Source organism: Paenibacillus cymbidii (assembly GCF_004764705.1).
Taxonomy (GTDB): Bacteria; Bacillota; Bacilli; order Paenibacillales; family NBRC-103111; genus Paenibacillus_AN; species Paenibacillus_AN cymbidii.
On record NZ_SHLX01000018.1, the window covers coordinates 1 to 14369 of the forward strand.

Annotated in this window: 15 protein-coding genes and 1 pseudogene; 8 read left to right on the forward strand and 8 right to left on the reverse strand. The window is 59.8% G+C overall.

Features of this window, described 5'->3' with window-relative positions:
- The first annotated feature begins 529 nt into the window (after window positions 1–529).
- Window positions 530–1369 (forward strand): ion transporter, encoded by an 840-nt coding sequence (locus EXY20_RS23110; RefSeq protein ID WP_135554491.1) that lies wholly within the window; start codon window positions 530–532, stop codon window positions 1367–1369.
- Between the two features lie 67 nt (window positions 1370–1436).
- Here the strand turns inward: EXY20_RS23110 and EXY20_RS23115 are convergent, their stop codons facing one another.
- The 4 genes from EXY20_RS23115 to EXY20_RS23130 all read right to left on the reverse strand — a co-directional run bounded on the left by EXY20_RS23115 (window position 1437) and on the right by EXY20_RS23130 (window position 5286).
- Window positions 1437–1919 (reverse strand): SRPBCC family protein, encoded by a 483-nt coding sequence (locus EXY20_RS23115; RefSeq protein ID WP_135554492.1) that lies wholly within the window; start codon window positions 1917–1919, stop codon window positions 1437–1439.
- 112 nt (window positions 1920–2031) lie between these two features.
- Entirely contained in the window at window positions 2032–3843 is a 1812-nt protein-coding gene (locus tag EXY20_RS23120) for a carbohydrate-binding domain-containing protein (protein WP_135554493.1), read from the reverse strand.
- A gap of 22 nt (window positions 3844–3865) precedes the next feature.
- Window positions 3866–4549 (reverse strand): DUF4956 domain-containing protein, encoded by a 684-nt coding sequence (locus EXY20_RS23125; protein ID WP_135554494.1) that lies wholly within the window; start codon window positions 4547–4549, stop codon window positions 3866–3868.
- Entirely contained in the window at window positions 4546–5286 is a 741-nt protein-coding gene (locus tag EXY20_RS23130) for a polyphosphate polymerase domain-containing protein (RefSeq protein WP_135554495.1), read from the reverse strand. Before EXY20_RS23130 ends, EXY20_RS23125 begins: the two co-directional genes overlap by 4 nt.
- Before the next feature lie 239 nt (window positions 5287–5525).
- Here EXY20_RS23130 and EXY20_RS23135 point away from each other — a divergent pair, with 239 nt between their 5' ends.
- A complete protein-coding gene (locus EXY20_RS23135) occupies window positions 5526–6203 on the forward strand; it encodes a response regulator transcription factor (RefSeq protein ID WP_135554496.1) in 678 nt (225 codons plus the stop codon).
- Window positions 6203–7462, forward strand: coding sequence for a sensor histidine kinase (locus EXY20_RS23140; RefSeq protein WP_135554497.1), 1260 nt, complete (start codon window positions 6203–6205; stop codon window positions 7460–7462). The genes EXY20_RS23135 and EXY20_RS23140 overlap by 1 nt, the downstream gene beginning before the upstream one ends.
- A gap of 54 nt (window positions 7463–7516) precedes the next feature.
- Here the strand turns inward: EXY20_RS23140 and EXY20_RS23145 are convergent, their stop codons facing one another.
- Window positions 7517–8119 (reverse strand): TetR/AcrR family transcriptional regulator, encoded by a 603-nt coding sequence (locus tag EXY20_RS23145; protein ID WP_235886161.1) that lies wholly within the window; start codon window positions 8117–8119, stop codon window positions 7517–7519.
- A gap of 112 nt (window positions 8120–8231) precedes the next feature.
- Between EXY20_RS23145 and EXY20_RS23150 the strand changes: the two are divergent.
- The 5 genes and pseudogenes from EXY20_RS23150 to EXY20_RS23170 form a co-directional block, all read left to right on the forward strand.
- A pseudogene (locus tag EXY20_RS23150) lies at window positions 8232–8783 on the forward strand (SDR family oxidoreductase); the annotation flags it as partial.
- A gap of 169 nt (window positions 8784–8952) precedes the next feature.
- Complete coding sequence (locus EXY20_RS23155; RefSeq protein WP_135554499.1) at window positions 8953–9582, forward strand: cupin domain-containing protein; 630 nt, start codon at window positions 8953–8955, stop codon at window positions 9580–9582.
- Between the two features lie 7 nt (window positions 9583–9589).
- A complete protein-coding gene (locus tag EXY20_RS23160; protein WP_135554500.1) occupies window positions 9590–9877 on the forward strand; it encodes a hypothetical protein in 288 nt (95 codons plus the stop codon).
- 248 nt (window positions 9878–10125) lie between these two features.
- Window positions 10126–11037 (forward strand): ATP-binding cassette domain-containing protein, encoded by a 912-nt coding sequence (locus EXY20_RS23165; protein ID WP_135554501.1) that lies wholly within the window; start codon window positions 10126–10128, stop codon window positions 11035–11037.
- A complete protein-coding gene (locus EXY20_RS23170; protein ID WP_135554502.1) occupies window positions 11034–11822 on the forward strand; it encodes an ABC transporter permease in 789 nt (262 codons plus the stop codon). Before EXY20_RS23165 ends, EXY20_RS23170 begins: the two co-directional genes overlap by 4 nt.
- 36 nt (window positions 11823–11858) lie before the next feature.
- Here the strand turns inward: EXY20_RS23170 and EXY20_RS23175 are convergent, their stop codons facing one another.
- The 3 genes from EXY20_RS23175 to EXY20_RS39135 all read right to left on the reverse strand — a co-directional run bounded on the left by EXY20_RS23175 (window position 11859) and on the right by EXY20_RS39135 (window position 14143).
- A complete protein-coding gene (locus EXY20_RS23175) occupies window positions 11859–12635 on the reverse strand; it encodes a TetR/AcrR family transcriptional regulator (protein WP_135554503.1) in 777 nt (258 codons plus the stop codon).
- A gap of 198 nt (window positions 12636–12833) precedes the next feature.
- Window positions 12834–13934, reverse strand: coding sequence for a cadherin-like beta sandwich domain-containing protein (locus EXY20_RS23180; protein ID WP_167859452.1), 1101 nt, complete (start codon window positions 13932–13934; stop codon window positions 12834–12836).
- A 56-nt stretch (window positions 13935–13990) separates the two neighbouring features.
- Entirely contained in the window at window positions 13991–14143 is a 153-nt protein-coding gene (locus EXY20_RS39135; RefSeq protein ID WP_167859453.1) for a hypothetical protein, read from the reverse strand.
- Window positions 14144–14369: the final 226 nt, after the last annotated feature.

The following is a 14369-nucleotide window of genomic DNA, read 5'->3' on the forward strand; positions in this document are numbered from 1 at the left end:
AGCGTGCCGTTGAGCATTCAGGCGAAGTACGCAATGGCGTACCTTCTGTTCCCGCATGCCCGAACGCGCCACCGACGGCCCAGCGTCCTACCATTCCACCGCTGTATCTGACATTAAAATCGATGAAGTCCTGCGAATGGCTGAGCATTCGTGAGAAATACCCTTAAATACGAGGGACGGAACCTACAGCCCTTATTTGTCTCCTGGAGCCACTTTTATCGAAGGTAACGGAACCAACAGCCGCTATCGGATGAAAAAACACCAAATGAGACGAAACATGCGAAAATAAGAGCGCTCTGTTCCGTTAGCATCAAAACCAGGGGCGCAATCTCCTAAATAAGGGCGGTGAGTTCCGTTCGCTCGAGCATTCAGCCATAACATGAAACAGGGCCAATTTTTCAAACCATACAAGGCTTGTTTTCTTAACAAAAAATCAACCGACCGCCAACAGGAACATCGTACCGGACAGCGAATATGTAAAAGTTGCCAAAGTCAAACAGCCCAACGAAGAAATGAGGACAAGGAGTTCATGGCGGAAACCGCACCTGTATCGGGAATCAACGCGTTCATTCGCGGCAAAAGTTTCACCAACTTTATTCTCACCGTTGTGTTCATGAATGCGATCGTAATCGGGTTCCAAAGCTACCCCAGCGTCGACGAAGCATACAAAACCTTGTTCCACAACCTCGACATCGTGTTCCTGACGATCTTTTCGATCGAGGTGGTGCTGAAGCTGATCGCCTACCGGACAAGCTATTTCAAGGACGGCTGGAACTTGTTCGACTTTATCGTCGTGGCGGCAAGCCTTGCGTTCATGAGCTCGCCGTTCGTCAGCGTTCTGCGGATTTTGCGGGTGCTGCGGGTGCTCAAGACGATTTCTTCGATTCGTTCGCTGCGGCGGATCATCACCTCGCTCTTCATGGCCGTGCCTGCGATCGGCAGCATTTCGCTGCTGATGGTGATCGTCCTGTTCATCTATGGCGTTGTCGGCGCCACCTTCTTCAGCGAAGCTTCGCCGGACTATTTCGGCGACTTGTCCAAGTCGCTGATTACACTGTTCCAAATCGCCACCTTCGATGACTGGGCGAACATTTACCGGCCAATCGCCGAAGAAAGCCCGCTTTCGCTGCTCTATTTCGTGTCGTTCATCTTCATCGTCGTGTTCGGCATGCTGAACCTGGTCGTCGGCGAAATCGTCAACAACGCCGCCAATATTCCGAACGACGAAGAAGAGAAGGTCGCCAGTCTGGAAGAAGCCCAGACGCATAAGGCGGAAGCGACCGAGCTCGCCTTGCTGCGCAAGGAAGTGCGGGAGCTGAAGCTGCTGCTGCTCGAAGAAAGAAACGAACGAATCGGGAATTCCGGCTAAGCCCCGGACGAACCGGCACGAACGAAGAAGGCCCCTTGCCGATCGGCAGGGGTCTTCTTCGTTGCCTTTACTCGGCGGCGAGCGCGTCAATCGCCTGCTTGTACTTCTCGTACCGCTGCTCCCACTCGCTCTTGCGGTCCAGCGTCCGGCCGTCGAGCAGCGCCTGCACGGCGTCGAGACACACGTCCCAGCCGGCAAGATCCTTCGGGGTATGCGGGGTGATGCGGCGAATCGTTTCGATCAGCGTGAGGCGGCATCCGCCCGGCACCGGCTTCAGCTCGAACCGGACGTGGTCGTCGGCCCACGTGTAAGCGAGCACGGCTGACGGCTCCATCTCAGTAATCCGCATCTCCTCGAAGGTGCCGTCCCCCATATCGAACCGGATGGAGCCGCCTTCCCGCAATTCCGCGACCGACAGTTCGGGAAACCAGCGCTGCAGCTTGCCGTCCTCGGTCAAATACGCCCATACTTCCGCAGCGGGGTGCGCCACGACCCGGTCGAACCGGGCCGTGCAGCCGCCGTGCGGGAGTCGTTGCAACTCTGCGAGCATCGACACCGACCTCCTGACATGAGTGATGGTTCAGGTAAAGCTAGCGTACCCTTCGCCTATTATTACGTCAAGAAGCCGATTTGTAATCCGTCAGGAGGGTCTTTCTCCGCCGTCACTGCGCCGGCTGGCCTCCTCCTCCCTGCTGGGGCATCCGTCCGCCGCCCATGCCGCCTTGGCCTCCTTGACCGCCCATACCACCACCTTGGCCGCCTCCGCCGCCTTGACCGCGGCCGCCCATGCCGCCCATCATGCCGCTGCGGCTCGTCGTAACGCCCGACTCGTTCAGCCAGGTAACGGTACTCGCCTGTGTAAACGCGACGACCTTGCTTCCGCCCTGATAAGCGCCGCCCTCGTAAAGACCGTTCGTCGCCTTGCCGCTCGAAGAACCGCCGGAGAACAGGGTATACTGGCCGTCCTTCTTCAAGTCGGGCGAGCTGACGAATAGGGACTGATACGCCTTCGACGGCAAGAAGGTCAGCAGGTTTTTGCCCGCGCTGTCCTCCAGATGCACCAGCGTTCCCGCTTTCTGCGACTGGGAGTACGTCATCAGGATGCCCGCTTGCGTCGACTGGTCGGCTGTCGCCTGCGCCATGCCCGAGCTGCCGGCGGCGACGAGGAAGCCGCCCGTCATAACGAAGGTGCCGTCGTAGTCCAACGGGCCATTATTGTTCGCCGTCGGCCCATTGACGATGACGGTGCCGCCGTTCATTTCGATCGAGCCGTTGGAATCCAGCCCGTCGCCTTGCGCTTCGACGAACAGATAGCCGCCGCCTATCGTCAGCTTCAAGCTCGAGTCTCCGCCAGCTGCCGGCGGATTACCGCCACCGCCGCCGCGCGGTCCCGCTTTGGCGCTTTCGCCGCTGCCCGACGAAACGTTGACGCCGTCGTCGGAAGAAACCAGGCTCGTCGTGCCGCCCGAAATCACGATGGACGGTGCCTCTATGCCCTCATTGCTCTTGACGATGTCGATCGTGCCGCCGTCGATGGCGATGGAGATGTCCGCATTGATGCCGTCGTCTCCCGCCGAGAGGTTCAGCTCCCCGCCGGCAATCGTAATGCCGCCCTTGCTGTGCAGGGCGTCTTCGCCGGATTCGATGCGGAGCGTGCCGCCTGCGATGACGATGTCGCCTTCTTCGCCTTCCGTGTCGTTTGTCGTCTTGATCCCGTGCCCGGCCGCCTGAATCGTCAGGTCGCCCGCCTTCACGGCAACGAGGTCACGGCCCATCAGCCCGTCGTCTTTCGCTTGAATGGCGAGCGTGCCGCCGGTTATTTTCAGGTCATCCTTGCTGGCGATGCCGTTGTTGTAGTTGCCTTGCACCGTCAGCTTGCCGCTGCCGTTGATCGTCAAGTCGTCCTTGCTGAAAATCGCCGCGTTCGGCTCGTCCGTGGACGCGTCCGGGAACGTATAGCTGGCGCCGTCGGACACCAGATTCGTCGTCCCTTCGGGCAGCGACAGAATCACTTTGCCCGCCTCCTTGACGTAGATCGCCGCCGACGTTTCGTTATGAAGCTCCGCGCCGTTCAGCACGAGCCGAACCGTGCCTTTGTCCGGCACGTCGACCACAAGTTGGCCGTTGTTCAGCTTCCCGCTGATCGCATATGTTCCGGCGGCGGTAATCGTAATGATGCCGCCCGCCGCTTTGGCTCCCGCCCCATCGACAGCGGCGCCGGCGCCGTTCAGCTTGATCGCGGTCGAGCTGCCCGCGCTCCAGTCCGTGTAGGCGTCGTCGTCGTCGTACTTGACGGCGGTTGTCTGAACCGCCGCGGCGCTGCCCGCCGGCTTCGCCGACGCGCTTGTTTTCACCCCGGTTGCCGCCGCAGCGGCCGTTTCCGGGTCCTTGCTTCCGGTATCGGTGCACGCCGTCATCATTGCGGCGCAAAGCAGCAGCAATCCGATTTCTTTTGCCCTCCAGTTGTGTTTCATCGCTTCTCATCCTTTCATTGGTTTAGTAGTCCGCCGCGGCGGGAGGATTCATCGTCAACGTAATGTCGAGGTTGCCGTTCCGGCACCGGATCGCATCGAGAAATTCCTTCTGGTTGGCCAAATGGTCGATCTGCACCGCGTACACCAGCTCGTACAGGCTGCCCAGTTCGGTCGTTTTCACCTTCCGCAGTTCGTAGCCGACATGAAACTTGCGGAAAATTTCGTCGAACGCTTCCTCGTACCCGAGATTTTCCGGAATCGTCACTTTCAGCAGCTTCTGCGCCGACTTATTCGCGCCGAAATTCGTCGCCTTGAGCACGAACATCAGCACGCAGAGCACAGCCGTGAACAGCACCGCGTAACCGTAAGAGCCGACGCCGCAGGCAAGACCGGCCGCCATCGTGAACAGGACGAAGGCGATATCCTTCGGATCGCCGGGCGCGCTGCGGAAGCGAATGATCGAGAACGCCCCGGCCAGGCTGAAGGCGCGGGCGATGTTGCTGCCGATCAGCAGGATGATGATCGCCACAATCGCCGGCAGCACAACCATCGTCAGCGTAAAATTTTGCGTAAAAGCGGGCTGCGTCTTCATATAAGTGAAGCTGATGACCGCGCCAAGGGCGATGGCGACCAGCACGGTCAGCAGCGCGTCGGTCCATGTCAGCTCCGTTGCCTCGATTGCGGTGGAAAATAACGAATCGATCATACCGGCATCTTCTCCTTTGCCAGAACGCCGTTCGCCAGCGCCCTTCTGTATTCGTTGCCGTACTTCGAGAAGCTCATGCGGAACATGCCCAGCTCCGACAGCAGCCGGGACAGCCAGATCGGGATCGTTTTCTCCGCCTTCACTTCCATCAGCCATTGCCCGTCGCCGAGCAGCTGCTCGCCGTAATCGCCCTGCTCCAGCCGGAGATCGTACCGTCGCGACCGGATGTTCGTATCGAACGTGACGCGCAGATCGCGATTCTCTTTGGCGAACAACGCGATGCGATCGTAGGCCAGGTACACTTTGGGCATCAGCTTGTACCGCTGCAGGAAATACTCGATTTCCCTAACCACCTGGATGTTCATGTATTCCCGGAGAATCGGCAGCGATCCCGTCCCGGCAAAAGCGTACGCCTCCTCCAGCTTCAGCGCCGTACGCCGTTTGTTCACCAGTCCGAACACCTTCTTTTTCAACTCCAGATATACTTTGGCGCCCTCTGCCGGTACCCCGTAGGCGCGGATGCGCAGCTTCTCCTTGTACTTCGGCTTGGCCAGACTGGCGCGGATCAGCGTGTCGTGCTCGGTATCGTAATAGAGGTTGCTGATCGAATAGAAGCGGTCGTTCCGGTTGTATTCGTCCGGCTCCATATAAGCGAGCAACCGGTTATAGATGGCGGCGAATGCCTGCGAGTCCATCACGTACTTGTTTTCGTAGCGGTTGAATACTTCAATGGCCATCTCGGTAGTCTCCTTTCATGCGGTGGGTTCATGTCTGTATCTTAGCGGCGCAACCTTTAACGAAACTTAAATGTCGCGAACGGCTCGATATTTCTTTTGCACGGGATGAAATGCTACGATAGAAGGGCCAAACGGGCGAATCGGCATTTCAGGTTGATTAAAGGTTCGGTTCCTATAATGAGAAGCAAGCCCGGCCGATCGGCCGGAAACGATAGCGGGACGACAAGGGGGAAACGGCCATGAGAATCCTGATCGTGGAAGACGAGGTGCATCTTGCGGAGGCGTTGACCCAAATTTTGCGGAAGCAGCATTACTCCGTCGACGCCGTCCATGACGGCCAGGAAGGGTTGGATCATGCGCTAAGCGGCATTTACGACCTGCTGCTGCTCGATATCATGCTGCCGAAGCTGGACGGCATCCGCCTCCTGCAGAAGCTGCGGGCGCAGGGGTATGCGACTCCTGTGATTTTGCTTACCGCCAAGGGCGAAACGGAAGACAAAATCGCCGGTCTCGACTACGGCGCCGACGATTACGTGGCCAAACCGTTCTCGACCGACGAGCTGCTCGCGCGCATCCGGGCGGCTCTGCGCCGCCGGGGCGAAGTCGTGCCGGAGGACACGCTCAAGCTCGGCAATATCGAGCTGAACCCGGCGACGCTGAAGCTGTCGTGCGGCGGGAAGGAGATCAAGCTGATCCTGAAGGAGAGCGAGCTGCTGGAGCTGCTGCTGACGAGGAAGAACGCGGTCACTTCCAAGGAACAAATTATCGAAAAGCTGTGGGGCTACGACTCCGAAGCGGAGCATAACAACGTGGAGGTTTACATTTCATTTTTGCGCAAAAAGCTGCTCTTCCTGCACGCCACGGTCCGCATCAATACGATTCGCGGCGTCGGCTACAGCCTGGAGGTCGTGTCGTAATGTTCACGAAGCTGCGGAACCGGTTCCTCGTGCTGAATCTGGTCATCATCTCGTTCATGATGCTGGTCGCCTTCGTCTCCATCTATACGATTACGTATCAGAACGTAAGCAACGACATCGATATGGAGCTGCACCGGATCGAAGACTTCTATCACAAGCCGGACGGAGGAGGCGGCGGGCCGAAAAAAGGCGGCGGCAAGCTTCAGCCCGACTTTATGAACCAAGCGGAACCTCCGGTGGAGCGCTCGGTATCGTTCCGTTTGCAGGCGGACGGGCAGTGGAAGCTGACGGCGACCGACTCCCGCTTCGATATGGACAGCGACTTCTATCAGGCGGCGCTCGCCAAAGCGGCGGCGGCCTCTTCCGGCGAAGGCCAGTTCAGCCTGGACGGCACCCGTTGGGCGTTTCTGGCGCTGCCGAACGGCGACGGCCATTCCGTCGTATTCCTGGACGTCACCGCGCAGCGCAAATTTGTCACCAACCTGGTGTATACCTTCCTTGCGGTTGGTCTGGCGATGCTGATCGTCATTTATTTCACCAGCCGGTTCTTCGCGAACCGGGCGATTGCCCCCGTGCGGGAAGCGTTCGACAAGCAGAAGCAGTTCATTGCCGACGCCTCCCATGAGCTCAAGACGCCGCTGGCCGTCATCGACACCCATGCGGATGTGCTGCTGGCGAACGGCGAGGAAACGGTCCGCAGCCAGGCGAAATGGCTGCACCATATCAAGTCGGAAACGGAACGAATGAAGACGCTGACGAACGAACTGCTGTATTTGACCCGCATGGGCGATACCCGGGGCGATACGCTCTTCTCGACTATCAACGTCAGCGAATGCGTGGAAAGCGTCATTCTGACGATGGAAGCGGTCGCGTACGAGAAAGAGCTGACGCTCCGCTACGACATCGAGCCGAATTTGACGATGCGCGGCAGCGCCGAGCAGATCAAGCAGATCGTCATGATCCTGCTCGACAACGCGATCAAATACTCGGGCCCGAACGGCAGCATCCACGTCGCGCTGAAGAAGCGCGCGCACGACATGCAGCTGACCGTCGCCAACACCGGCGAAGGCATCGCGGCGGAGCATCTCGGCCGCATCTTCGACCGCTTCTACCGGGCCGACGCTTCCCGGTCGCGCCAGCATGGCGGCTACGGCCTCGGCCTTGCCATCGCCAAGGCGATCGTCGAACAGCACCAGGGGACCATCACGGTCCGCAGCGTGCCCGGCGATACGACGACGTTCCTGGTGCAGCTTCCTTAACATGTGCTTTTTCCCGCGCCATCCATCCGGGCGCGCCACCGCGTCCCGCTCCGATCAGGACCGCCGCGGCGGCGCGCCCGGTTTCCTCGTCTTCGCTTCCGTCGGATGCCAGTGGATCATCTTGATCAACTGCTCCTGCATATACGCGGGCGTATACTGGAAGCCTCCCTCGATCCAGTACAAAATCAGCCCCAGCAGACCGTTGATCGAATAATGGGCCAGCAGCTCGCGATCGATACCGTTCTCCGCATACTCCAGCTCCTCTTGCGAAATGCGCTTGAGCGCGGCGAACATTTTCTCCCGCAGCTGGGGCATGACATTGCTGCGGAGTAAGATCGTGTAGTCGGTGGCATGCTGATGAATATGCTCGAAAATTTGCACCGAATTCGCCGTCAGCTCGTCGATGCGGAATATTTCCTCATGCTCGTAAGGCGCACGAAACGACATCAGCAAATCCTGAATCAAATCCTCGATGAATTCGGCAAGCAGCGCCTCCTTGCTGTCGTAATGGGAATAGAACGTGCCGCGATTATAGTTCGCCGCCGCCACGATTTCCGTAATCGAGATGGCGCTGAAATCCTTCTGCCGCATGAGCTGAAGCAGCGCTTGCTTGAGCGCCTCCTTGCTGCGGACAACGCGTCGATCCAGGTGGGACAATTTGCTCGCTCCTTTTCTTCAACAAACCCGGCCGATTTGTACGTTAGCTGACAATCGGCGCTTTTTTGCCGATTGTTCCGTTTCATCCGCTTTATTATACTATAAGTGTACAAAGCACATGATCGACACCGCCGTCGCGACATTCGGCACCGTCGATATTCTGGTCAACAACGCCGGCATTATGGACAACTTCGTACCGGCCGGGGAGTTGACCGACGACTTGTGGGAACGCGTCTTCGCCGTCAATACGACCGGGCCGATGCGCACGATTCGCAAGGTGCTGCCGCTCTACACGGAGAAGAAGAGCGGCGTCATCGTCAACATCGCGTCCGCCGGCGGCTTGATGGGCTCCCGCGCGGGCGCCGCGTACACGGCTTCCAAACATGCCGTGATCGGCTTGACGAAAAACGTCGGCTACCAATACGCCACGCTTGGCATCCGCTGCAACGCCATTGCGCCGGGCGGCGTCAACACGAACATCGGCGCTTCGATGACCGCACCGAACCCGTTCGGCATGGAGAGGGCGATGGCCGGCATCGGCACCAACCCTCGCGTAGGCGAGCCGGAGGAAATCGCCCGAGTGGCGCTGTTCCTCGCTTCCGACGACGCCAGCTTCGTCAACGGCACCGTCGTCGCCGCCGATGCCGGCTGGATGGCTTATTGACGGATCGCTTCATAAGGGGACTACAGACAGGCCGCCCGGCTCGACGGGCGGCTTTCGCTTTCTCCGCCCGCGACTTCGTTTGCCCGTTCGCTCTACTCTAGGCACCTGACCGGTTCTTCCCGCATACCATACGGGAGAATGAATTCGCCAACGGGAGTGAACCGCCGCTATGACCGCTTACCTGGATTACACGTCGCCTGCCATACAATATACGTTCGACGTCAACACGAGCCCGCTGTTTCGCAAGAACAGTCAAAACTACATCAATGTGCTGGGCGTCGCGCAATTGAATTCGCTGGAGAACACGTCGCTGCTGGACATTTTCCTCAGCTCGGGCAATGTCGTCGAGCCGCATTATCACCAGAACGCCGCCGAGCTCGTTTATTGCATTTCGGGCGCCGCCGTCGTTTCGCTGTTGAACCCGTTTACCAAACAGATTCTCAATTTCCCGATCGCCCCGGGGCAAGTGGCCAATGTGCCGCAAGGCTGGTGGCACTACGAAATCGCCACGTCCGACCAAACCCATCTGCTCGCCATATTCGACGCTCCTACGCCGGAAGTCATTCTCGGCTCGGATATACTCCGCTTTACGCCCGCCAACGTTATGGCGCATACGTACTGCATGGACGAACAACAATGGAAGCAAACCGTTGCGCCCGTTAAGCCGTCCACCTATATCGGGCCGTACGAGGACTGCCATCGGATAATGGCAGCGGTTCCGCAGCCGTATGCGCAGCAGCACTTCGTGCCGGCGGCGGCGACGCCGAGACCGCCCTATTATCCGCAGCCGCGGAGATAGCGGCGCGTTGCAGCGGCGTATCGTCGGCCTTCTGCCGACTGGATCGGGAAGTCGCATCGCGCGAAGCGATGCGGCTTTTTTTGCGCTGGTGCGCGTTCAGCCGCGGTCAGCGGGTGGCTTGCTTCCGCGCGCGGTACTTTATGCCGCCGGAGGGGAAAGTTTGCATGCATTTTTGCACTTAAAAGTGGCCGGTTTGGCCGGTTGCGAACTTTTAAATGTAAAAATGCAGGTAAAACTCCGGGTTCGGCCGAAAAACCGGACTTTTCGCCTGCGTTACATGCATAAATACATTTAAGCATGCGAAAAGGGCGGGAAAGAGGCTATTTACATGCACTTTTGCGTTTAAGCTGAGATGGCGGTGCAGGGCGCGGCGATTGCTGCGGAGATGCGGCAACCGGTGCGGGACGCGGAACATTTCCATTTTTTTCGGCAAAAAACCGGTCCGGAAGTCGATTCCGAAATCGGTCCGGAGGCGGAATTCAAATTTTTGTGTACGAAATATACTGTTTATATGATCGACAATTTAAACGAGGAGTGATCTTGATGAACGCAACCGCATCGGCTATTGAAGTCCGCGACTTGCGCAAACGATACGGCGCCCAAAACGTGCTGAACGGCATTAGCCTGTCGGTGGCGCAAGGAACGATCTACGCCCTGCTCGGACCGAACGGCGCCGGCAAAACAACGCTGATCCACATCCTGTCTACGCTGATCGTGCCGGACGGAGGCTCGGCGCGAATCGATGGTCATGACATCGTCGCGGACCGGCAGGCGGTCCGGCAATCGATCAGCCTGACCGGCCAATTCGCGGCAGTCGACGAAGTGCTCACCGGCCGCGAGAACATCCTGATGATGGCCCGGCTGTCCGGCTTGACGCCGGCCGGCGCGCGCCAGCGGGCGGCGGAGCTGCTCCGGCGGTTCGAGCTCGAGGACGCCGCCGCGAAGCGCGTCAAAACCTACTCCGGCGGCATGCGCCGCAGGCTCGATCTGGCCGTAAGCCTCGTCGTGAACCGGCCGGTGCTGTTCCTCGACGAGCCGACCACCGGGCTGGACACGGTCAGCCGCCGCGCACTGTGGGACATGATTCTGCAATTGAAGCAGCAAGGGCGAACGATTTTCCTGACGACGCAGTATTTGGAGGAAGCCGACCAACTGGCCGATGAAATCGCGGTGCTCAGCGGCGGCAGCATTGTGGCGGCCGGCACGCCCGAATCGCTGAAGGCGCGCGTCGGCGGCGAAGTGATCGAGCTGCGCGACCGGCACGACGAACTGATTCGCGCCGTCCCGACGAGCGGCCGTGTGCAGGACGTCCGCCAAACGCTGAACGAGCTCGCCGCCGCGTACCCGCCGGATACGCGGATCGTCATTCGCAAGCCGAGCATGGACGACGTTTTCCTCGCTTTCACCGCGCAAGCGGCGCATCCATCCCCAGACAAGGAGGCATTTTTCGCATGAATAAGGACTCGCTCGCTGTCAAACCCGCAACCTTCGCGGCGACGAACGCCGTCTTCATCGGCCGCAGCATCCGCCACAGCCTGCGCAACGTCGAATCGCTGCTCATGGCGATCATGCTGCCGATTATGCTGATGCTGCTGTTCACCTATGTATTCGGCGGCGCCATCGCTCCGGGCGGCGACTACGTCAACTACGTGGTGCCGGGCATCATCCTGCTGTGCGCCGGGTTCGGCTCGTCGAGCACCGCCGTCGACGTCGCCACCGACATGTCGAACGGCATCATCGACCGCTTCCGCACGATGCCGATCCGCAGCCTGAGCGTCGTCACCGGCCATGTCGCCGCCAGCCTCGCGCGCAACCTGCTCGCCACGGGCATCGTCATCGGCGTCGCCTGGCTCGTCGGATTCCGTCCGACCGCTTCCGCCATCGAGTGGCTGGGCGCGCTCGGCGTCATCGTCCTGTTCATCCTGACGTTCACCTGGCTGTTCGCCGCCATCGGCCTCGTTACCGGCAGCCCTTCCGCCGCCAGCGGCTACGGCTTCGTGCTGCTGTTCCTGCCCTACCTGTCCAGCGCATTCGTGCCGATCGCCACCATGCCGTCGTGGCTGCAAGGCTTTGCCGGCCATCAGCCGATCACGCCGGTGATCGAAACGATTCGCGGCCTGTTGACCGGCACGCCGGTCGGCGGCTACGGCTGGCAGGCGCTTGCCTGGTGCGCGGCGATTCTGGCCGTCGCGCTGGTCTGGTGCGGCATCGCCTTCCGCCGCCAAGCCGGCCGTCGCTAACCGGGCCGGAGCGGCTCCGCCGGCTCGCTTTCGGCCTTATTTTCGGCCCGCATGCAGGTACTGCTCGATGCCGTCCAGAATCCGCTCCAGCCCAAACGCCAGATCGTCGCCGATCGGATTGTCGGCTTCGTCGGTATAAGCGCCGGCCATCAGCACCGGGTGAAGATACGGGAAACGCTCGGGCGTAACCAGCCGCCTGAGCGCGTCCCCGTAACGGGACCCGTTGAAGGAATCGGCTTCGGCGCCTTCGCGGACGGCCCGGTCCATGTCCCGCGCGATCAAGCCGCACGCCCGCGCATAGCTGCTGAGCAGCAGCATGAACGACATCTTCTCGAAATCGTTGGCCGGGAAATCGCGCATGATGCGAAGCGCCCAATCGATCACCTGCAAGTTGCCCGGGCTGAGCGGCACGCTGGCAATCGGGATCTCGCCGAACCACGGATGCTTCCGGAAAATGCCGATGCATGCCCACACGTACGCTTTCATTTCGTCGCGCCACGTTTGGCCCGGATCCTCCGGCGGAATCGGGATATGGCATGCGGCGTCGTGCATCAGCACCAGCAATTCATCCTTGCTTTTCAAATAGCGGTACAACGACATTGTCGTGAAGCCAAGCGACTGCGCCACCCGGCTCATCGAGACGGCCGCCAGGCCGTCCCGGTCGGCGATGACGATGGCCGCGTCAACGATTTTGCCCACGCTCAGCTCGCCCTTCGGCCCGCGCTTCGGCTGCCTGACGATCCCCCAGCTAAGCGCCACCCCCGGCGGCAATTGCTGCAGGACCGCTTCATCCTTCTTTTCGTTGTGCTCCATGCCTTGCGGTCTCCTGTCTATCGTCCTGTTTCCTAACTGTCTATCCCGCATACAGTATAACACACCCGCTTCGCGAACCGCGAAAAACGATATCGCCCGCAAAGAAACCGCCAGGAAAAGATCAGCCTGACGGTTCGTTCGGGCGTGGCATGTCTACGGTGCAAGTAGGGGAGTCCCGTCAGCGCCGTTCCGCCTATTTTACGGTTCAATGTGCGCCAGCATCGCTTCGATGTCGGCGCGGTCGAAGCTTCCGTCCCCGTTGGCGTCGATATCGAACTGGCGGCGCTGCAGGTAGGACATGATGCCGTCGAGATGAACACCGCCGGAGAGGAGGAAGTCCGGGCTCAAGGCGCCCGTGTCTGTCTGCACGCTGCGCGATTCGATCGCGGCGAGCCAGGAGCCATGCACGCTCTGCAGCAGGCTGCCGGCCACGTCCAGGGAGATGCGGTCCCACTTGAACAGCGGTTCGCTTGCGACCAGTTTGACCGTATCGCCGCATACGGGGTCGCAGAACACTTGCGTCACCGCAACCGGCCGCTCGCCGATGCGAAGCAGGAACGCTTCGGGTACGAGCGATTCCGGCTTGAGCGGTTCGCTGAACGTAAGCACCGTTCGTCCGTCCCCGTCCGATCGCGCGGAGACCAGCGTGACATCGGAGGTTCGGGTGACGGTCACCGTGTAGACTTCGTACGAGATGCCGTCTTCCGCCGTTACCAGGATATTGATGGTGTTGGCGCCTACCTCCAGATTGACCGCGGAGGGAGCAGAACTCCCGTTCACCGTAACTGTGGCGTTCGAATCCGCTGCCGTCGGCGTCACAATGATTTTACCCACGCTGTTCGGCACGCTTGCCGTATAACTATACGTTGCGGCGGAGAACGAAGGATCGAGCGTCGCGAACGGTATCGACAACCCGCTCAAATCCGCATTGCCGGAACGGGGCATCGCGCTCGCTTCGTTGGAATAGCCGCTGGCTCCCGACACCGCGTTGCCGGCCGTAACCGCGAAGTAGTAAGTGGTACCGTTGGTCAACCCGGTTGCCATGTACGAGGTGCCCGGCATGTTCACTTGGTCGAGCGGATTCGCGTCGTAGCTGCCGGGGGCCGTTCCTTTATAAATCGCGTATGTATCGGCACCGGACACGGCATCCCACTGGAGCGTCACCTGACCGTCGCCTGCGACGGCCGTCACATTCGCCGGCGCGGGAAGCTGCGGCTGCGGGTCGCCGTTTACGGCAAACTCCTGGATTCGAATCGCTCCTTCGCCGCCTTTCGTCGGTGCAATCACATTCAGTTTCACGTAACGCGCCTGTATCGGAGCAATGGAGCTGGTAACGATATCGACCCTATTATTCGTCATGTCGACAACGGTTGTCCATGCGCTGCCGTTCGCGCCGTTTTGTTCAGCGCCAGATTGGTCAGCGTTCCGCCGCCGTTAGCCGAAGCGCCCAGAGGGACGACAGCCGCTGCAAGCAGAACGATCCATCCTATCAAACTCCATCGTTTCATCGCGTTTGCTCCTCCGCATCGTTGCCGCGTTGCAGGTTCATGGTCATCTCGAAAATGGGAACTGCCACATTCATGGTAGCATGCCTTTCCTCGCTTTTCCATCTATTAATCTCGCGTAAAAGCGGCGACAATCGCCTGCTGTTTGCTGCCTCATGGCGCGACTGACGATTTTTCCTCGATTCTGACAACTTTGCTCTTATGGATGGCGCGGCAAGCATGGTAAGCT